Annotated in this window: 20 protein-coding genes and 1 tRNA gene; 9 read left to right on the top strand and 12 right to left on the bottom strand. The window is 50.7% G+C overall.

Translation table 11 applies throughout. From position 1 onward, the window contains the following. Nucleotides 1-6: 6 nt before the first annotated feature. From B9G79_RS10115 to B9G79_RS10090, 6 genes are all read right to left on the bottom strand, one after another. Nucleotides 7-960, bottom strand: a complete 954-nt coding sequence (locus tag B9G79_RS10115) for a hypothetical protein (RefSeq protein ID WP_088565401.1) — start codon at nt 958-960, stop codon at nt 7-9. 57 nt (nt 961-1,017) lie between these two features. Next, nucleotides 1,018-1,761 (bottom strand): substrate-binding periplasmic protein, encoded by a 744-nt coding sequence (locus B9G79_RS10110; protein WP_088565400.1) that lies wholly within the window; start codon nt 1,759-1,761, stop codon nt 1,018-1,020. An 87-nt stretch (nt 1,762-1,848) separates the two neighbouring features. Continuing rightward, nucleotides 1,849-2,187, bottom strand: a complete 339-nt coding sequence (locus B9G79_RS10105; RefSeq protein ID WP_088565399.1) for an ankyrin repeat domain-containing protein — start codon at nt 2,185-2,187, stop codon at nt 1,849-1,851. Next, on the bottom strand, nt 2,188-3,159 hold the full coding sequence (locus B9G79_RS10100; RefSeq protein ID WP_088565398.1) for a hypothetical protein: 972 nt from the start codon (nt 3,157-3,159) through the stop codon (nt 2,188-2,190). Between the two features lie 5 nt (nt 3,160-3,164). Beyond that, on the bottom strand, nt 3,165-3,962 hold the full coding sequence (locus tag B9G79_RS10095; RefSeq protein WP_232468553.1) for a hypothetical protein: 798 nt from the start codon (nt 3,960-3,962) through the stop codon (nt 3,165-3,167). 253 nt (nt 3,963-4,215) lie between these two features. After that, nucleotides 4,216-4,971: a hypothetical protein gene (locus B9G79_RS10090; RefSeq protein WP_088565397.1), complete on the bottom strand. Its 756-nt coding sequence runs from the start codon at nt 4,969-4,971 to the stop codon at nt 4,216-4,218. Nucleotides 4,972-5,077: 106 nt separating this feature from the next. Between B9G79_RS10090 and B9G79_RS10085 the strand changes: the two genes are divergently transcribed. Further along, nucleotides 5,078-5,548 (top strand): hypothetical protein, encoded by a 471-nt coding sequence (locus B9G79_RS10085; RefSeq protein WP_088565396.1) that lies wholly within the window; start codon nt 5,078-5,080, stop codon nt 5,546-5,548. Here B9G79_RS10085 and B9G79_RS10080 read toward each other — a convergent pair. Continuing rightward, nucleotides 5,526-5,945: a hypothetical protein gene (locus tag B9G79_RS10080; RefSeq protein ID WP_088565395.1), complete on the bottom strand. Its 420-nt coding sequence runs from the start codon at nt 5,943-5,945 to the stop codon at nt 5,526-5,528. The two genes, B9G79_RS10085 and B9G79_RS10080, sit on opposite strands and share 23 nt — an antisense overlap. 124 nt (nt 5,946-6,069) lie before the next feature. On the opposite strand from B9G79_RS10080, the gene B9G79_RS10075 reads away from it, so the two are divergent. Continuing rightward, a complete protein-coding gene (locus tag B9G79_RS10075) occupies nt 6,070-6,378 on the top strand; it encodes a DUF2834 domain-containing protein (RefSeq protein WP_088565394.1) in 309 nt (102 codons plus the stop codon). Nucleotides 6,379-6,559: 181 nt separating this feature from the next. Here the strand turns inward: B9G79_RS10075 and B9G79_RS10070 are convergent. The 3 genes from B9G79_RS10070 to B9G79_RS10060 all read right to left on the bottom strand — a co-directional run bounded on the left by B9G79_RS10070 (nt 6,560) and on the right by B9G79_RS10060 (nt 8,237). Next, a tRNA-Leu gene (locus tag B9G79_RS10070) sits at nt 6,560-6,651 on the bottom strand. A 12-nt stretch (nt 6,652-6,663) separates the two neighbouring features. Then, a complete protein-coding gene (locus B9G79_RS10065; RefSeq protein WP_088565393.1) occupies nt 6,664-7,359 on the bottom strand; it encodes an RluA family pseudouridine synthase in 696 nt (231 codons plus the stop codon). Continuing rightward, the gene (locus B9G79_RS10060) at nt 7,356-8,237 is read right to left on the bottom strand and encodes an HNH endonuclease family protein (protein WP_088565392.1); all 882 of its coding nucleotides are present in this window, start codon (nt 8,235-8,237) and stop codon (nt 7,356-7,358) included. The genes B9G79_RS10065 and B9G79_RS10060 overlap by 4 nt, the downstream gene beginning before the upstream one ends. 306 nt (nt 8,238-8,543) lie before the next feature. Here B9G79_RS10060 and B9G79_RS10055 point away from each other — a divergent pair, with 306 nt between their 5' ends. From B9G79_RS10055 to B9G79_RS10045, 3 genes are all read left to right on the top strand, one after another. Next, complete coding sequence (locus B9G79_RS10055) at nt 8,544-8,738, top strand: hypothetical protein (RefSeq protein WP_011164259.1); 195 nt, start codon at nt 8,544-8,546, stop codon at nt 8,736-8,738. A gap of 194 nt (nt 8,739-8,932) precedes the next feature. Next, complete coding sequence (locus tag B9G79_RS10050; protein ID WP_088565391.1) at nt 8,933-10,378, top strand: TolC family protein; 1,446 nt, start codon at nt 8,933-8,935, stop codon at nt 10,376-10,378. Between the two features lies 1 nt (nt 10,379). Continuing rightward, nucleotides 10,380-13,481: an efflux RND transporter permease subunit gene (locus tag B9G79_RS10045; RefSeq protein WP_088565390.1), complete on the top strand. Its 3,102-nt coding sequence runs from the start codon at nt 10,380-10,382 to the stop codon at nt 13,479-13,481. Here B9G79_RS10045 and B9G79_RS10040 read toward each other — a convergent pair. After that, nucleotides 13,472-14,884 (bottom strand): protein adenylyltransferase SelO, encoded by a 1,413-nt coding sequence (locus B9G79_RS10040; RefSeq protein ID WP_088565389.1) that lies wholly within the window; start codon nt 14,882-14,884, stop codon nt 13,472-13,474. The genes B9G79_RS10045 and B9G79_RS10040 overlap by 10 nt on opposite strands. 98 nt (nt 14,885-14,982) lie before the next feature. Between B9G79_RS10040 and B9G79_RS10035 the strand changes: the two genes are divergently transcribed. Next, nucleotides 14,983-15,459 carry a MerC domain-containing protein gene (locus B9G79_RS10035; protein WP_088565388.1) on the top strand — a complete coding sequence of 159 codons (477 nt, stop codon included), beginning with the start codon at nt 14,983-14,985 and terminating at the stop codon, nt 15,457-15,459. A gap of 194 nt (nt 15,460-15,653) precedes the next feature. Further along, entirely contained in the window at nt 15,654-16,037 is a 384-nt protein-coding gene (locus B9G79_RS10030; RefSeq protein ID WP_232468552.1) for a high-potential iron-sulfur protein, read from the top strand. A gap of 40 nt (nt 16,038-16,077) precedes the next feature. Here the strand turns inward: B9G79_RS10030 and B9G79_RS10025 are convergent, their stop codons facing one another. After that, nucleotides 16,078-17,814: an AMP-binding protein gene (locus B9G79_RS10025; protein WP_232468551.1), complete on the bottom strand. Its 1,737-nt coding sequence runs from the start codon at nt 17,812-17,814 to the stop codon at nt 16,078-16,080. Between the two features lie 113 nt (nt 17,815-17,927). Between B9G79_RS10025 and B9G79_RS10020 the strand changes: the two genes are divergently transcribed. Together B9G79_RS10020 and B9G79_RS10015 are read left to right on the top strand one after the other, a co-directional pair. Beyond that, nucleotides 17,928-19,076, top strand: a complete 1,149-nt coding sequence (locus B9G79_RS10020) for a hypothetical protein (RefSeq protein ID WP_088565387.1) — start codon at nt 17,928-17,930, stop codon at nt 19,074-19,076. Next, nucleotides 19,066-19,536 (top strand): peroxiredoxin, encoded by a 471-nt coding sequence (locus tag B9G79_RS10015; protein WP_088565386.1) that lies wholly within the window; start codon nt 19,066-19,068, stop codon nt 19,534-19,536. Before B9G79_RS10020 ends, B9G79_RS10015 begins: the two co-directional genes overlap by 11 nt. Nucleotides 19,537-19,565: the final 29 nt, after the last annotated feature.

Here is a 19,565-nt window from a genome sequence, read left to right as displayed (position 1 = left end):
GAACTCCTAAGGTGAGGAACTGCATTGATCTTGCGACAAATATTCCTGGGAGGCAAACACCTGTTTTTTCAGGAATTCGTATTTTTGCGGCTGAAGCTCTTTCAATCGGCGCCCCGTAAATCGATAGGCCACCACGGATTCCGCAAAGTCTTCGGACGGGTTCAGCTTCCCGTATTCAGAAACAGCTTTGGAGGGATCCCGCAGTGTGTATTCACGGTAAAGGACGCCTTTCACGGTGCGGCTTGTTTCCTGCCAGCCTCCCAGGCGCAGCCATTCAGCCGAAGTATCAAGCTTTCCGCGATAGGCCAGCGTGTGCCCCAGTTCATGCAAAAAGGTCTGCTGGCGTTCCGGGGCGGAAAGTTCATTCCACAGGTCAAAGACTTCCATGCTGGCGTTGGCCACCACGTCCTGACCGAAGCCATAGCGTGCGCCACGCGTGAAGTGGATCAGGCGTTTGTTGTATTCCACCGGGTAAAGATGCAATGGATAGTCGGCCAAAGCCTGCAGGATCTCGTTCAGCTCATCAGAGCGCCAGGGTGAAGCCAGCTTGGTGCGCAGGTGCGAACCGTTAAAACCAAAGGTCTTTAGCAGATACAGCAGTTGCACCCCTTCGTTATCGCCATAGATTTTTTTAACAGCGCAAAGAACCTTGTCGCAGGCAATGGTGAAGGTCAGCTCGGGACGGCCCCGCAGGCTGATATCGAGTTTGTGCAGATCCGAGAAAAGCTCCAACAGTGCGGGCTTTTCATTCTTAAAGCTGATGCCGTGAAGGGTCCTGGAAACCCCGGGGCCCGGCAGGCTCAGCGCGGACTCCATGGCGTGCGCCGAGGGGGCTCCTGATGTTTTGCACGGGGCTTTTTCCACGTCTTCGGCTGTGGCGGCCCACCAATTCAGCTCCTCGGCGCGGGCGGATCCGGCGACGGTCAGAACGAGGGCTGTCAGGAGCAAAAGGACTTTCATGGGACCTAGATCGCAGGAAGCTCCATATGAGTCAAGAAGGGGCGGGGGGTGCCGGGTTTAATTGTAGGATTTGAGGATTTTTTCCAAGGTTCCGTTTTTCTTGATGGTGTCGATGGCCCGGTTCAGCTCTTCCAGAGTGATGGGGGCTTTGCGGGAAAGAGCGCACTTGGTGATAACTTCATCCATTCCCAGGTCGGCGGATTCAAGGCTGGGATAGATATTCTTGTAGTAGTCGAACTCCAGGTTCGACATGATGAGGTAGTCGATGCGCCCATTCAGCAGCTTTTGGATATTGCTTTCATTGTTGGGACCGTCCTCGCGCAGAATCAGACCTTTTTTAAAATAGTCGTCCATGGACTGGTAAATGAAATTCAAAACCCCGCCGACACGTTTGCCGTAAAGATCCTTGGCTTTCGCGATGGGTTTTCCCCCGATGTACACAATCAGATTGGAGCTGCGATAAAGATCGTGGCTCCAGTCAACGGCCTCCCGGATCGCCGGCTGCCAGACTTCATTGAGGTGACAGACCAGATGGACGTTGCAGGAGGTCAGGTTTGAAGCCACCCGGCTTTTGGGTAAAAGTATCCACGTGGGGCTGAGATGGAGTTCCTTGAAGATCGCCAATCCCAGGTCCCGCAGCACTCCGCCCTCAAGCTTCGGTGTATTCTGAACTCGCTCTACATTAATCAAAGGCATGGCGTAATTGGAGTTGATGCCATAGCGAACGGCCTTTGGCTCTGGAGGTTTTGCCAAAGAACATGTCGGGATCAGAATGAAGGCCAAGGCCATCAATGCGTTCATGAAGCTAAGGTCATACAGCCACGGACTGTTGTCACTGCCTTTTTCGGGGGAGAGACTATTACGATTATGAAATTATGAAGAAGGTCTCTAGTGCAGGCGCAGAAATCGAAGAAAGCGTTCCAGCAAAGTATCAGAAGGCGAGAATTTCACAAGAATGTCGATAATTTCCTGTCGATTGAAGGCTTTGGCGGCCTGCAGTGGGGTCATATTATCAAACTCGGACAGCAAGGTGGGGTTGGCTCCATTCTGAAGCAGGAACTTGGCGATTTCCAGATGACCATAGGTAATGCTGGCGACCAGAGCGGTGGAGAGGATTTCCGGATGCTGATAGTTGGGATCCACACCATTTTTGATATGGTATTGAACCAGTTCCATATTGCCGGTGGCGGCGGCGTTGTACATTTCTTTCCAGTCCCCAGCTGACATTTATTCTCCGATACTGCCTTGTGGAAGTCCCAGGGCGCTTTCGATGCGGGTTTGCATCAGGGCGCGCTCTGCGGACGTGGGCTCTTCGCCCCACTTCATCTTAAATCCTTCCAGTGCCTGACGGAAGGCATTTTTACCTTCTTCCAGTTTTACCTGGGGCATGACTTCATCCAGAGACTCTCGCTGTTGTTGCAGATCCTTGATCATGGTGTCGACCGTCTTGTTGATCTCGTCCTGATACTGGTCGTAAGAGCGTTCGATGATAAAAATAAAAATCAAGGCAAAGACCACGGGTTTATAGATCTTTGCAAAAGTGTTGTAGGCGTCCCGGTAGTTCTGGGATCTTAGAGCCACGGCGACTTCTTTTTGGTGAGTGGTGTAGCCATCCCGGATGACCTTGAACATCAGTTCTTTGCTGATGGCTTTGTTGGGCATTTTCGGCAACCAGTACGGAATGCCGGCAAATTCCATGAGGCGGCTGTGCTGAAAGCGCCAGACCCGGTCCATGACTTTGGAAAGGGTACTTAACGTGGCCGGGTCGTGAGTCTGACCCCAGGTTTTCATCAGGCCTTCTTTCAGGATCTGTTCTTTGACGATCAGAACAGCGGATTCTTCCATTCGTTCCTGACCGTTCTTTTTTATCCAGCGGGAGGGGGCGTCTTTGGCGCCAAATAACAGGGTGCCCAATTCCACGGCCTGTCTTTCCAGGGTGGCCTGGGACGGGATGTTTTCGATTTCCAGTTGATTCAGAATCTTGCGAATCTTTCTTTTACGGCTCCACGACAGTGTGGAGGTGTGTTCTTGAATGGATTTTCCATTGAATAAATACTGTGAATTTTCGCGGTCAAGGGTCTCCAGGACCTCTTTAAGACTGGGAATGAAAACGGACTCGCAACGCATAGCTGCGCCTTGAGCCTTCACCGGAAGGCCCAAAGACAGCGTCAGCAAAAAGCACAGAGTCCGCTTCAGCATCAGGATTATTCCAGAACTGCGGCGGCCGTGCGCAGACTCATACGGGTTGCTTCAATTTCTTTCAAAACGGATTCAGCCTGAGAATCGCTCAAGCCTGCCACGATGCGGGTCAGGTTCCCGGCGCTCAGCAAAAGTCCGCCGATGACGACAGCTTTGTTGCTGTCTTTTTGAGTCAGGGAGTAGAACAGCAGAGCCGTTCCGATACCTTGAGACAGGTGTGCCAGCAGCTTTGTGCGGTCGGTGCTGTTTTCGTCCTGTTGATAGTCTTTCAGAGAGGCTTTCATGCCAGAGACTGAATCAGACAACTGATTTAGAATTGCAGACGCCTCTTTGCTTTGGCCGGCTTTGTTTGCGGCAATTTCTTTTTCGATGGCGTCCAACTGGTCCGCAAGCGCTTTGGTGTCGACATCTTTTTTAAGCAGAGAGCTGCCTGTGCCCGTAACGATGGAGGTCATCGAAGCAACGAGGGAGCCCGCCACGGTGAACATTCCCAGCACTCCGGATCCAGCAGTGCGGGATTTCACAGAGAAGTAAGAGATCACAGAAAGACCCAGGCCGGCAGCCGCACCAGCAATGGTCAAAGCATTGGTGATACCGCCAGAGTTGTCGCGGGCATCAATGGTTTTTGCTGTCTGTTCCAAAGCCGTGTCCAATTGAACAAGATTCGTTCTTAATGCCGAAATATTTTGTTGCGCCTGACTGATGGCTTGACCGGTAATTTCGGCTGTACGATCCACCTGAGCGAATGCAACGCTTTGGGAAATCATAACCGCGGCGACGGACAGGGTGATTGTTCTTTTCATGGGTTTCTCTCCTTTTTAAGGCTCTTATTTTCTCTGTCTCGAAATGAGACGAACGAGGGCTCTCTCTGCCAATGCGATAAATATTCAAGCTTTGGGCCAACTGCTTTGCATTTAGCAGCATCTGAGAGGGTGATTTTTGCGGGGAGGACAAAAAGGGCAACGGGCTGAAAACTTGCTTTCCAGCGATTGTTGTAATGAGAGTGGGTGGCTGAGATTGAAAAAGTAAAAGCCGCTGTTGAAGCGGCTTTTACTGTTAAGGCAATTTGTCGAAGGCTTCTTTCAGCTTCTGGGATTCCACCATCAACTGATGGCTGAGGGGATAGTTCGCCGGAGATCTTTCGCGGGTCAGTTGTTCCAGACGTCCCTGGATGCCTGCGATGTTCTGTCGCCATTCAAGCAGGGATTTTTTTACGGTTTCATGAGGCAGACCGTATTCCACCAGCACGCGGGCGCTGTAACACTGGCCGGGATTGCTGACCGTGTTTTCCCACAGCATGACAGCCGGAGCCGAGATCGTCTTTTGCGGTTGCGCCTGGTACTGGGCTGCAAAGGTGTCGTAGTTAAAGTAATCGGAGTTCACTGTATAGGCTGAACTCGGGTTGGCGTTGATCGCCAAAGAGTATCCGCCCATCTGCAAAGTTCCAACACCCAAAGAGCTCATCTGACGGCAGATCTGCCAGACGTTCACACGGTTGATCACCAGTCCCACTTGCGAGCTGTCAGCACGCAGAGTCTGGTTTTCTGTCAAAGAGTCATAGCGGTGGGCTTCCGTCATGCCACGCAAAGGGATGATGGCTTTAAGTTCGTTCAACTGGCGGTTGAGGAACTCCTGCTGGGTTGGGGATAAAGTGCTTTCGCGGTCGTGGGTGCGAATGGTGGAATCAAATGTGGCCATGACGAATTCATACTTTTGCTGGAATTCAGCCTTGATGGACGGGACTTCTTCTTCAACCTTGGTGCAAGCAGTTAGAGCCAGAGCCGCGATCAGCAGCAGGTGTTGTGTCTTCATGTTGGTCTCCCTGTCTAAAACTATAGGCAAAGGATGGGGCATTGAGCAACCACTTGTGTCGGGAAAATGCAGGGCATAAGCTTGGCACTGGTTGAGGATACAAGGTATGGTTGCATTGGTTTTTTCTTTGTTGTTGGGAGGCGGCGCTGTGGCCGCAGATGTTCCCGCGGGCTGCACATCTTCCCGTAATTTTTCCGCTGAAGCTTATAAAGCCTGGATCAGCAGTGGCATCAAGGCCGCAGCAAGCAAGGACGTGGCGGGGGCTCCCACTGTCGGTACCGGTCAGCGTATTGATTTGTCGTTGGTCTCTGGCGAGGCCAGCTCTGGTGGTTTTGTGAAATTCGAAGTCTCTGTGCCGGGCTTCTATATCATTGTATCGGATGCCTATCCACGCATGGATGTGACCGAACTGGCGTCGGGAACTTCTTTTAATCCAGTGGATTTTGGCAAAATCCGCGATTGCGGCACTTTGAGTAAAGCACTGCGCTTTGAGTTCACCAAGGCGGGAAGTTACAGCCTTGGTTTTGTGAGCAGTCGGGATCCGCGTTTGAATTTTATGATTTATAAGATGCCTTAGCCGAGACTGCAGTTTTTCCAAAGAAACTGCGGTACACCGACCACTCGATCAGGATGACTGCAAGCAGGACCAGAATTTCTGCCAACAGGAATAAATAACCCCAAACGGTGATTCCCTGCACCGTCATCATCACAGCCCCTGAAACAAGAATATAAAGAGCATTGGCAAAGAGGATGGTTAAAAGCATCCACGGTTTTCGGCTTCGCAGTTTGTAGCAGATAAACGAAAATACACAGTAAAGAAGTGGGAACGTCGCTAAGAAATAAAGAACATTCGGCTGAAGCCCTGTCCAAGTCGACAGGAACGGCAAAACTCCCGCCGTTAGAGTCAGGCTTAATAAAGCTCCCATAGCATCCATCAAGAAAACATTCTGAGCATTCAAAAATCTAAGATTCACTAAGGACCTCTTTAAGAACTTATGATGTATGCGATTCTTTATTTTGTTGAGTTTAAAATTACGTCTGGCCTGTGATGTCGGATTTTGACCTTGTTTGTGAATTGTTAACCTCATAGCATGAGCTATGCGCAAAATATGGATTTTCTTTGCTGTGTTAGGGACTGTACTTCCATTTTATTATCTGGTCCCGTTCTTTATGGAGCCGGGAGCAAGCGTTTCGCTTTTTCTAGAACAATTATTTGCAAACAGCGTATCCAGATTTTTCGCAGTTGACCTGGTCATCTCGTCAGCAGCATTCCTGCTATGGTCATTCTTTGATTCCAAGAAAAACAGTATCAACGGCTGGTGGATGATTCTGGCAGCCAATTTAATGGTAGGCCTGTCACTAGCTCTGCCTCTGTATTTCTATAAGCGCAGCTTTTCCCAAAAGTAGCCAAGCATCACGCCTTCCACTCACTACTTGAGCGGAAGCACCATTCCCTCTCCAAATTTCAAGTTCCGCAGGCCTTAGTAGCCACAACGAAGCCAATGAAAAATCATTGAAGCAATCAATCAACAAAATGAAACGGAAGACAAAAAGAACGAGGACTGTCCGAAGAAATTTGGAGAGGGAATGGTGCCCCGGGCCGGACTTGAACCGGCACGCCCGTTTAAACGAAGCCCAGGATTTTAAGTCCTGTGCGTCTACCGATTTCGCCACCGGGGCACAAGGGTCAACTCAATCATTTTTGGAGTGAAACGTCAATGTCTTCATGAATTGCGCCATATCCGCAGGCATTGCACATTCTATACGCACAAATTCTTGGGTGAACGGGTGAGTGAATTCCAGTGCATGAGCATGCAGCATCAGTCGCGGCGCCACGGGATTTTTCGGTGCCTGATAGATGTCGTCCCCATAGATGCCCATGCCACGATCAGCGAGGTGCACTCGGATCTGGTGCATGCGTCCAGTTAAAGGTTGCGCCTCGATCAGTAAAGCTTCGGGAAAGACCTCAAGCTTGCGGAACTTGGTGTAGGCACGATCGCCTCCGGACTGGGTGCGAACCATCTTGGTTTTTTTTAGTTTGTTGTCCTTCATCTCCACCAGATGATTGTCGACTTCCCAGGCTTCCGCCGCCTTTTGGGTTCTTTTGGTCAGGCAAAGATAGGTTTTTTGAATCTTGTGAGTTTTGAACAGATCTGCGAGAGGTTCGTTGGCCTCTTTGGATTTGGCAAAGATCATCACCCCGGAAGTGTCCCGGTCCAGACGGTGGTGCAGGGCCAGATAGAAGTCATTGCCTCGTTCGCTGCGCAACTGGTTTTTCAGGGACGTAAAGAAGTCCAAGCGGCTTTTATCAACGGTGGCTTGGGAAGGCATGCCTGCCGGCTTGGCGGCGGCAAGAAAGTAATCGTCTTCGAAAAGGATCTCGATCATCTTTTGTTGATCATGCAGAAATCAAGATTGCCATTGATGTATTCACGCTGGCTCTCAAGTTCGGCTTTGCTGAATTTGAAGTCAGAGGCCTTGCAGCCATAGTTGGTCACCACGTCGTGGATCGCCTGAACTTCATCCATGGTCATATTCAGTTTCCAGATCAGCTTTACCGCCAGCCAGTCACGGACGTACTGACAGCGGTAAGCAAGATTGGATGGCAGGTATTTGTCTGGAGCACGGTCGCCTTTGGACATGTTGGCGCTGGCGTCTGCGGCAATCAGATGGTTTTTGTAGCCCATATAGTTCGCATACAGGCAGCGGGTTTTGTAATCCCATTGCCACGCTCCGGATATGTAGGCGTTTTTCAAAGGAACCATGTGATCAATTTGAATTTCTTTGGCGACGACAACTTCTTTGCCTGCGTAAGGATCGTTCCAGTGGCCGGCGTCCACCACACACTGCCTGTTGCCGCGGTAGGTGACTTCCTGATTGGAATCGCGAACCAGAACTTTTGCGCGGGTGTTCATGCACGTGTCGTCCGTGGGATCATTGATCCAGCGGCCGAAGTGAAGTTTGCGCATGTACTTTTCTTCTGGAGCCGGTGGAGCTTCTTCGTGAAGAGTCCATTTCAGAAGGTTGATGACCACTTTTTTCAGGCCCTGAATGAACTGTTGAGGTCCGAATTCAGGGGAGTACTCCATAAAAGAGTATTCGTTTCTGCGAGTGGTGTCTGATTCCAGATTGTCCTCATCCACTGTGAAGAATTCGTGGGCGGGAGCGGCGGTTGCGGGGGCTGCATAAACAGGTGCTGCGGACATTGCGACCATTGCCATGGTCACAAACTGCAAGCTGACTGTCTTCAGTTTTAAGTGTTTCATTCTCGGTTCCCCCTCCGCGAATCGGACCCATTAAGCCCCAGATCGGAGGTAGTTTCAACAATTCATTTTGTCAGGATTTGGTTCAATCTAGCCACCTTGCATTAAGTTCCCGATGGGACGTTTAAATGCCGTAAGTTTGCGCATTTTTAAGGGAATTTTCGTCTGAATAGGCGGTAAAAATGGAAAAAACTTGGCGCAAATTGTCACTGTTTTTCCGGTTTGAGGGCCAGAAACCGGGGTGTTTGCTTGCCCTGTGATGAGGGCCCTCGCTAAGCTTAAGGCTCACTATTTTGGAGGATCGGTTCCATGAAAATGCTTTTGCTGTCATCTGTTTTGGTTTTGGGTTTGGCTTCTTGTGCTCACAAAGCACACAACCACGAAAATTGTGGCTGTGGTGGGGCGAAAGCTGAAAAGTCCGCTTGCTCGGGCACGGAGTGCGCTACGAAAAAAGGTGGATGTGCTGATTGTGCAAAAAAGGAAGAGGCTGCTGCAGCAAAATAGTGCAGTGAAAGCTCAAATCTCAATTTGCTTTCAAAACCCCGCTGGTAGCGGGGTTTTTCATTTTCAGGCCCATGAATTTACGCACCCCCGTCGGATTGAAACGGATTGAAACCAAATAATGAAATGTTTTGATTTGGATAGGCCCCTAAATTAGGTTTTCTTCCGTAGTTTGTATTTCGGAAGGAATTTGAAAAATGAAAAAGGGCGCCCTTGTAGGACTTCTGCTCGGACTGTGGCAACCGCAAGCACTGGCGATGAATCTTCAGGATTATCTTCAGGCTGTCGTTAATAAAAACAAATCCATTCAGGCTTTTGATGTTTCCAAAGAGGCGGCGGAAGACCGCCGTGTTTCCGGTGACATTGAGCTGGTGCCTGTTTTCACTGCGGGTGTGGGTTATCTGAATGACAAAAGCCCGCTGGGTCAGTTCGCGCAGTTGGGGGGAACCCAGACCACCGCAACAGATCTGAAACTGGGCCTGGCGAAAAGATTCTCTTCGGGCACTGATGTGGCCCTGACGGCCAACGCCACAGAAGTTGAAAATGAAGGGGCGCTGCTAAATCCGAATTTCCAGAAGTTCTCTTATGGTTCATTGGGTTTGGGTTTAAGTCAGTCGCTGTGGAAGAACTCTTTTGGTAATGCCACTCGTCTGCGCCAGGATCGCCAGGAGGCAGTGGCGACGGCGGAGGTCGGCAAGTTTGACCTGCAGAAGAAAGTTCTGCTGGTCAGTGCGGAAGCGGCTTATTGGGATTACGTCTATCAGTCTGAAAACCTGCGTATCGGCCGGGCTTCGTTGGAGCGCGCCCGTCGCATTGAATCCTGGACTCGTCGCCGTGTGAACGATGGTATCAGTGACCGTGCGGACCTGTTGTCGGCCCAGGCCCTGGTGGCTGCACGTCAGTTGCAGCTTGTGTCTGCGGAAGATGATCTGGCAGCGGCAAAAAGACAGATCCGTGACTACCTTGAGCTTCGTGATGACGAAGCGATGCCGGAAATCTCCGGTGATATTTCCCGTTTGCGCTCTTTGAATTCCATGGTGGATGGCAACGGGGGCAAGGTCGTGGCGCTGGAAGCTTATCTGGCTTCCCTGAATGCCAAGGCGATGTCCCTGGTGGCAAAAGAGACCGAGGACGTCTATCGTCCGGATCTGGTGCTTTCAGGTGCCTACAACACCAACAACTTCCAGCCGGACAAGAGCATTCCGGATGCAACCTCGAAATGGACAGACAACAAGCTTCCGACCTGGAAGGTGGGGTTGAACCTGATTTATATGTTCGACACGGACGTGAAGGGCTCGGCAAAATCCGCTGCGCGCAAGGATGCCTTGGCTGCCCAGTTGCAGAGTGAAAGAAAAATTCTGGACAGCGAAAGTGCGTGGATCGAGCTGAATCGCCGTTATTCTGAAATGAACAAACGCATTGAGTCCGCGGGACAAATCGCGCGCCTGCAGACGGATGCCGCCAAAGCGCAGGCTGATCTGTTCAACAAAGGCCGTTCGATCACAGCCAATGTGATCAATGCCGAAGAAGATGCCGCCGATGCGGAACTGACTTTGACCAAACTGAAATCTGAGCAGAGAAAAATGGAAGCTCAGGCCCGCTTGTTCGTCACTTTGGATGAAAACAACCGGGAGGAGAAATAATATGAATTTGCCTGGTCTGTCGATCAAACGACCTATTTTTATTTCCTGTATCGTGATCCTGATGCTGATTCTGGGGGCGTTCTCGCTGCGCAAAATGCCGGTGGATATGTTCCCGGATGTGACCTTCCCGATTTTGTTCGTGCAGGTGACTTATCCAGGGGCTTCGCCTTTGGATCTGGAAAAGCAGGTTTCAAAACTTATTGAAGATGAAGTCGGCAGCATCTCGGGTCTGAAAAATCTCAGATCCAACAATCTGGACAGTGTTGCCGTCATCGTTCTGGAATTCCAGTTGGGGACAGACATCAAAGAGGTCGAGCAGGAGGTGCGGAACCGCATCGGCAATATCCGCCGTGACCTGCCTTCAGAGATCTATGAACCTGTGATCCGACGATTTGACCCGGCCGATCAGCCGATTGTGACTTTGGCTGTGACCACGGAGCTGGATGAGGGCGCGGCCTATGATCTTGCCAACGAAGTCATCAAGCCGCGTTTTGAGCGTATCAAAGACGTGGGGCAGGTGGACATCTTCGGTGGTCGCAAGCAGGAGATTCACGTTCTGGTGGACAAGAACAAACTCCAGGATCGCAAGATCTCAATGCTGCAGGTGTCCCAGCGTGTGATCGACACATCCAAAGACATTCCAATTGGTAAAATTGAAAACCCGAAAGACGAAACCACCCTGAGAACCAACGGGGAGTTTGAATCCCTGAAGCAAATTGAAGAGGTGAACGTCAACTTCGTGGGATCAGACAAAGCCATCCTGGTGAAGGACGTCGGTCGTGTTGTGAAAAGTCTGGAAGACCAGAAAACCATGGGTCGCGTGAAAGGAAAACGCGCCCTGTTGATGAACGTGTACAAACAGCGCGGTGCCAACACGGTGGCGGTGGCTGAGGCGGTAAAAAAGAACATTGAAACCGTCAATGCGATGCTAAAGGAAAAAGGCCTGAAGGGCACTGTGACGATGGTGCGCGACACGTCCCGTCCAATTCAGATGAACGTGTATGACGTGAAGGAATCCATCATCATCGGTATCATTCTGTGCGTGATCGTGGTGTTCTTCTTCCTGGGGTCGGCGCGTTCGACCTTTATCACGGCCATGGCTTTGCCAAACTCCCTGCTGGGTGGTTTTGTCATTATGTGGGCTATGGGTTTTTCCATCAACCTGATGACTTTGCTGGCGCTTTCTTTGGCCGTGGGTCTTTTGATCGATGATGCGATCGTGGTGCGGGAAAATATCTTCCGACACCTGGAAATGGGCAAAAAGCCGAAAGATGCCGCTTTGGATGGAACCAAAGAGGTTGCGATGGCCGTTATTGCAACCACTCTGGTTGTTATCGCGGTGTTTGGTCCGATTTCCTTCCTGCAGGGGATCGTAGGGCAGTTCTTCAAGCAGTTTGGTTTGACGGTTGTCTTTACGATGCTGATTTCCCTGTTTGATGCCTTCACGGTGGCGCCGATGTTGTCGGCATATATGGCGCACCCGAATGAACACGTCAAAGGCACCGGCATTGTCGGCCGCATGCTGACGGCCTTTGACAAGTTCCAGACCTGGCTAGAGGACTGGTATGAAAAAGCTTTGAAATACACCCTGGGGAATCCGAAAAAGATTCTGGCCGGAGGTGTGATTATCTTTGTGGCCTCTTTGGGCACGTTGGCCTTCATCCCGGCGACGTTCCTTCCGGCGGCGGATAACGGAGAGTTCGTGGTGAATGTGGAGCTTCCGGTGGGAAGCTCTTTGATGGCGACAAGCACGTTCACGGAAAAAGTGGAGAAGATCTTTGAAAATGACCCGGCAGTGGACATGGTGATGACAATTGTTGGTAACTCAAATAACGAATCCAACAAATCCATGATGTTCATCAGACTGGTCGAGCGCAAACAGCGCAGCATGAACACGACAGACTATAAAGAGTCCCTGCGCAAAAAGTTCCCGCAGTTTGAAAAAGACGCCAATGTATCCATTGGTGATATCGATGCGGTGAACTCGGGTGAAAAACCTCTGAATGTGAATATTCAGGGTGAGGATCTGGATCAGTTGAATGCCTATGCCACGAAATTGGTTGAGCGCATGAAAAAGATCCCCGGCCTGGTGGATGTTGATACGAATTTCCGTTCCGGCAAGCCGGAATTCCATGTGGTGTTTGACCGTAAGAAATCTGAGGCTTTGGGTGTTTCCACGGTGACGGCGGGGGCCGAATTGCGTAACCGCACCGAGGGTAACGAGCAGGCGATCTATCGTGAAAACGGTATCGACTATAAAATCCGCGTGCGTTTCGAGGAGTTGTTCCGTGATCTGCGCAGCCAGTTCAACACGACCCTGGTGCCGAATGCGAACTACAACATGATTCCGCTTTCACGTATTGCTCAAGGGGAGAATGCTTCAGGCTTCTCTCAGATCAATCGTATGAACAAAGGTCGTTACATCCAGATTTCCGGAAACCTTGCCAAGGGCGGGGCGCTGGGGAACGTGTCGGCGGAAGTTGAAAGAATCATCAAAAAGGAAATGCCGCCACCTCCGGGTGTGGACTTTGCCTTCAAAGGTCAGGCGGATGACTTTAAAGAGCTGATTGAAAACATGCTTCTGGCAATCATCCTGGGTGTGACATTCATCTATCTGGTTTTGGCGAGCTTGTATGAAAGCTTCATCACGCCATTCACGATCTTGCTGGCATTGCCGCTGGCGATGACCGGTGCCTTCCTGGCGTTGCTGATCTTTGGCAAGACCATCGACATCTTCTCGCTTATCGGGATTGTGTTACTGCTGGGGGTTGTGGCGAAGAACTCGATCCTGCTTGTGGATTACACCAATCAACTTATTCATGAGGGGATGGAGCGTAATACGGCGATCCTGAAGGCCTGTCGCACGCGTCTTCGTCCGATTCTGATGACATCTTTGGCGTTGATCGCCGGGATGATTCCAATTGCGATCGGACTGAATGAAGCTTCGGCGATGAGAACATCCATGGGTGTTGCCATCATCGGCGGTTTGATCAGTTCAACGTTGCTGACGTTGTTGATCGTTCCTGCGGCCTTTGGTTTCGTGGAAGACTTTAAAGCGTGGTTCCGCGCCAAGCTGGCTAAGCTGGCAGGCTATCAGCCGTAAAGTCCCCGGAAGCTGCGTATTTCAAGCAGCTTCTGTTCAAACGGTCCCCAGTCGTCTTGGGTGGCGATGGGGGCCCACAAAGCCTCCAGCTCATCAATGACGAGTGCACACGCTTTGCCGGTTTGCAGGTAGCTGTGGCGGGCTTTGTCTTCATCATCAATTTCAAAGCACGACAGGGTTTCGCTTAATTTTTTAAAGGACTCTTTCTGGTAAAGGTCTTTTTGAACGGATCTTTGCAGACGCTCCGGTAAAGCCCCGGAATGCAGGTCATAAAGGGTCTGTTCAAAGGCGCATTTTTCTGTATCCATAAACTGGAAAACGCCTGAAACAAGCTCCGCATTCAGTTCGTGAATGGCGGTGAATTCCTGCAATGGATTTTTCAGGTTCAGTCTTTTCAACAGGCGATTTTGCACTTCAACGTTAAAGGCATCACCGAACTCCTCCAGAAGCTCCGGGACGGGGAGTTCAGGATAGGCGACTTTCAGCGCGCCACCCAGTTGATGCAGATTCCACAGGACAGCCGAGGGCTGACGGCCAAAGCAATAAAGGCCGCTTTGATCAAAGTACGCTGCCGTGAACGCCGGATCATAAACCGGCAGGAAGCGGTACGGACCATAATCGAAACTTTCCCCGGTGATGTTCATGTTGTCGGTGTTTAATACGCCGTGAACAAAACCCGCCATCATCCAGGCGGCGACTGTTTCAGCGGTTTTCTGGGAAACAGCACGCAGGAATTCTGCGGCAAGCTCGGCTTCGCTGAAGCCGGCAAGACTTGGATAGTAATGGCGCACGCAATACTGAATTAATTTTTTGATGTTGTCGGTCTGATTGAAAAAGGCCAGACGCTGGAAAGTTCCGAAGCGGACATGGCTGTGGCTGAGTCGAACCAAAACGCCGGCGCGAGTGGGGGACGGTTCATCATGCCGTTCCAGGCTTTCTCCGGTTTCAAAGACCGAGAAGGTTTTGCTGGTGTTGACTCCATAGGACTGAAGAAGCTCTGTCGCCAGGATTTCGCGGAAGGCGCCCTTCAGGGTCAGACGTCCGTCACCCCGGCGGGAATACGGGGTTGTGCCGCTGCCTTTGGTTCCCAGATCCAGCAGTCGATGGTCATCGCGCACTTGCGCAAAAAGAAAGCCCCGGCCATCGCCCAGATCCGGATTGTAGCTGCGGAATTGATGACCATGGTACCGCAAAGCCAGCGGTGTTTTTATATTCTGAGGAAGGCTCTCAAAGGCCCAGAAGTGCTTTTGCCACTCCTGCGGTGTCAGCAGGCCCAATCCTACGCTTTCAGCAGCGTCCTGGTTGCGATATCGCAGTATGGCCTTGGGAAATGCGGCAGGGCGGACTTGATCGTAGAAATCAGGCCCCAGTTCGTAAATAGGAGGAATGAATGGATTGCTCACCTGTTCCTTATCTTCTTTTCCAAGGGGAAACGCAAAAGGTAATCTAGTTGACAGTAACTTGCATTTAGGAGACAACTGGGGTTCCAAAGGCGGTATCCGTGGACGAAACAATCCTGAATCCAGATTCTGTAAACTCCGGCAAATCACATGATTCCTGCTGCGAGGTGGATCACACTCAGCACGAGGTCTTTGAAGAAAAGACGCTGACCTGGGATCGTATCGGGATTGTGCTGTCTTCATTGTGTGCGATTCACTGTCTGGCCACGCCGTTGTTGATTCTGCTTTTGCCTGTGATGGGAGAGGTCTTTCACGCAGAGTGGGTGCACATCCTGATGGCGGTGGTGATTTTGCCAGTGGGCCTTTTTGCGTTCTGGAGTGGTTACAAGCATCACCGCCAGGTGAAGGTGCTTTCGTTGGGAGTGCTGGGGTTGGTGATGATTTGTGCGGCCTCGGTTCTGCCGCATGAGTGGGTGGAAGTGATGGAGCACGATGTGGTCACCATCATCGGAAGCTTTGTTTTGATCACAGCACACGTGCTGAATCGTCGCGCCTGCCTTTGCCATAAGCACGCTTAATCATTCACCGGGCGATGGTCCAAAGTCGCCCCTGTCAATGCCACTATTTGTGGCATGCCAAGCAGCATTTCGTTGCGATTTTCATAACTTAGGTCAGATTTTTTCGCTGCAAGGCTGTCATTTGCCTTCTTTCCAATTGCAAACCAAGTGATTTCAGGTAGTGTCTAGTTGAAAACCAAATGATGGAGGCATCAATGACTGAGACGAATATGAATCGCCGTGGTTTCTTCACGACTCTTGCGAAAATCACCGGTGTGGCTGTAGTTGCGCCAACAATGTTGAACGCTATTTTCTCTTCTTCCGCTGAAGCTCAAAAAAAACGTGGAGCTCCTGCAGCAGGTGGCGCGGCCGCTGGTGGCATGGCATTGGTTGATCCTAACGACTCTGTAGCAAAAGCAGTCAAGTACGTTGAAGACTACAAAAAAGCTCCAGAAGCCAAAGGCAATAACTGTGTGACTTGCGGTTTCTACGCTAAAAAAGAAGTTCGCAACGGCAAAGAAGCCGGCACTTGCACCATCTTCGCTGGCAAATTGGTTCTTGGCGACGCTTGGTGCGCATCCTGGAATAAAAAGGCGTAAGCGGGCTTGGCCCGGCAGAGCTGAGGTGCCAGCAGGCACTTCAGCTGAAGCAGCTTAAAATAAAAAAAGCCTGATAAGTTTCCTTATCAGGCTTTTTCTTTTTTAATTTCGTCAGAATCGCATTATCGCGCAAAGCACGGCGCAGGATTTTTCCGACATTCGTTTTCGGAAGTTCTGTGCGGAACTCCACCAGGCGTGGAACTTTATAGTTTGTCAGGCTCTTGCGGGCGTGAGCAATCACATCTTCCGCAGTCAGGTTTGGATCTTTTTTCACCACAACCGCTTTCACGATTTCACCAGAGTGCTGATCCGGCACACCGATCGCCGCCACTTCCAGAACGCCAGGGTGGGAGGCAATCGCTTCTTCCACTTCGTTCGGATAAACGTTAAAGCCCGAGACAAGGATCATGTCTTTTTTGCGATCCACGATCTTAAAGAACCCATCATTGTCAGCCACAGCCACGTCACCGGTTTTCAGCCAGCCATCATTCAGAACCTGCGCTGTTTCATCCGGACGGTTCCAGTAACCCGCCATCACCTGAGGACCGCGGCACACCAGTTCACCCGGTTCGCCCATCGGGACCTCTTTGCCATCATCATCAATCAGCATGATGTCAGTGCTTGGGAACGGCAGGCCGATCGTGCCCACGCGGTCGGTGCCGTCAATCGGGTTGCAGCACACAACCGGAGAAGCTTCCGTCAGGCCGTAACCTTCCACGATCACGGATTTTGTCAGTTCCATCCACTTTTCAGCCACCGGTTTTTGCAGGGTCATCGCGCCGGCGACGCTGACTTTCACGCGAGAGAAGTCAATCGTGGTGAAGGCCGGATTGTTCATCAATGCGTTGAACAAAGTGTTCACGCCAGCCATCACGGTGAATGGAGTATTTTTAAGTTCTTTGATAAAGCCAGGAATGTCGCGCGGATTCAGGATCAGCACGTTCTCGCTTCCGTAGCGCAAAAGCCCCAGACAGTTCAGAGTCAGAGCAAAGATGTGATACATCGGCAAGGCTGCAATCGCGACTTCTTCACCTTCACGCAGTTTTGGCTTCATCCAGTCACAGATCTGCAGCATGTTCGCAGCGACGTTTCTGTGTGTCAGCATCGCACCTTTGGCAACGCCCGTTGTGCCGCCGGTGTACTGAAGGAAGGCGATGTCTTCAAGGTTTGTCGGAACTTTGGAAGAAGGCTTCATCGCGCCCAATTCCAAAGCCTGACGGAAGGTGTAAGCTTGTGGCAGGTGATAAGTTGGAACCATTTTCTTGATGTACTTCACAACCGAGTTCACCAGGATTCTTTTCGGAGTCGGGAACAGGTCGGCCACTTCAGTGATCACAACGCTTTCAATGTCTGTCTCTTTCAGGATTTCCTGAAGCAGGTGAGCATAGTTTGCCAGAATCACGATGGCTTTGGCGCCCGAGTCCTTGAACTGGTGACGCATTTCTTTGGCCGTGTACAGCGGATTGGTGTTTACAATGGTCAGGCCCGAACGCAAAGCTGCAAAGGCCACGATCGGGAATTGCAGAAGATTCGGCATTTGAATGGCGATGCGATCGCCTTTTTTCAACTTCAGTTCGTTTTGCAGGAAAGAGGCAAACTGATCCACTTTGCGATCCAGGTCACTGAAGGTGAGGCTGACTCCCATGCTGGTGAAAGCTTTTTTGGACTGGAATTTGCCGATGGCTTCTTCATAGACATCCACCAGTGATCCATATTTGGAAAGATCCACCTCGTGGGGAACGCCTTTCGGGTAATTCTTAAGCCAAATTCTTTCCATGAGAACCTCCTGCAAAAGTGCTTCAATTTGATTCTTAGAAAGTTTAGAGTAAAGATTCAAACGAGGTAAAGTAAATTCTTGTTTTCACAGGGCCTATTTGCAAGACTCTAGATATGAAGCTTTGCCGCCTGATTATTCTTCTGTCTGCCGCGCTTATTGCCGCATTGGGGCTTTCCTCCTGTTTTGGGAAGAAAGAAGAAGCGCCTGTCGTGAAAGAAAAAGTCGTCAAAGTGCTTACTCCGAAGGCAGAAGACACCTCGCACAGAGATAAAAGTCTGGATGTTCTGGTGCGCTATCTGGCTGAGGCCGACGGTATTCATCGTGAGGCGTGGTGGGTTCTGACCGCAGCGCGCCCACCGATCAGTAAATCCCCCTTCGGGAAAGTTCAAAGAGCTTTGTTGGCCACACAAAACATCAAGCTGACGAACAAGTCGATGTTTCGCTGCGACCGCTACGTCGTAAAGCGTGATATTTTGGGTCTTTTGGGTTACCCGCAAAAGGGCGAGGTTTTTGAAAAATGCAGCGACAAAGCCGAGGCCAAGCGCATTGCCAGCTTTGATGTCCCGAAAGAGGGCGAAATGAATCTGGTTTTCTATCCCGAAAATTTGCAGGAGGTCCTGGGGCTGGGGGCCGGCATTCTGAACAGGCAGATTCACTGTTCCCTGAAGGGGAAGGAAAAGCTGGAAAGCTTGAATTGTAAAGACTGGGCGCAGGATCGCAGCAAAGAACAGATGATCCGCCTGGATGTTTACGACTACCAAAAGTCCGGTAAAAATCTGATCAAATTGCGCGGAAAAGTTTATGAGAATCTGACCGACATCCGCAAGATTGAAGCTGATGTTCCGATGGAAGGAAAGATCACCGTCACGGAAACAGAGTTGTATGCTCCGGAAGAGCCGCCTGTGGCTCCAGCGCCAGCACCGGGATCTTCTCCTGCTCCGGGGGCGCCAAAGGCGGGTGGGCCCGTGCCAATGCCGTCAGGCCCGGCGCCGGTTGGCAGTGAACCTCTGCATCCGGGAAATCCAGAACTTGGAATGCCCGCAGGACGTGATGTCGATCCAGACGTGTTATTGCAGCGTCAGCGCAGTCAGAATCCAGGAATGGACATGATTGAAGTGCCGGAAAACACCGATCCTTCGAATGAAGGCTTCCCGGAAGGATATGATCCAAACAATCCGCCGGTGCCGGAGCCGCAGGATGAATCACAGCAACAACAATTACCACCGCAAGAACAACCACAAGGAATTCCGAATGGCCGCTAAAATTGAACTTGGTAAAAAAGTCCCTAACTTTAAAATCCCATCCTCCAGCGGAGAAACGTTGAGTCTGTCTTCTTTGAAAGGCAAAAAGGTTGTGCTGTATTTTTATCCGAAAGACAGCACGCCGGGCTGTACGACCGAAGGCATTGAGTTTAATGACCTGCTGGCGCAGTTTAAAAAGCAAAATGCCGTGGTCTTTGGTGTTTCCCGCGACAGTTTGAAATCCCATGACAAGTTTATCTGCAAGTATGACTTTAAGTTTGAACTTTTGTCTGATGAAGACGAAGAGCTTTGTCAGTTATTTGATGTGATCAAAGAAAAGAACATGTACGGCAAGAAAGTAATGGGCATTGAGCGCAGCACTTTTGTTATCGACGAGGACCAGAAGCTTGTCGGGGAGTTCCGTAAAATCAAAGCACACGGCCACGCGGCCGAGATGCTGAAGTTCATCAAAGATTTGTAAATCCATAAATGAAAAAGGGCTCCTGACGG

It is taken from the genome of Bdellovibrio bacteriovorus, assembly GCF_002208115.1.
Lineage (GTDB): Bacteria > Bdellovibrionota > Bdellovibrionia > Bdellovibrionales > Bdellovibrionaceae > Bdellovibrio > Bdellovibrio bacteriovorus_C.
This window is presented reverse-complemented; position numbering and strand designations above follow the sequence as displayed.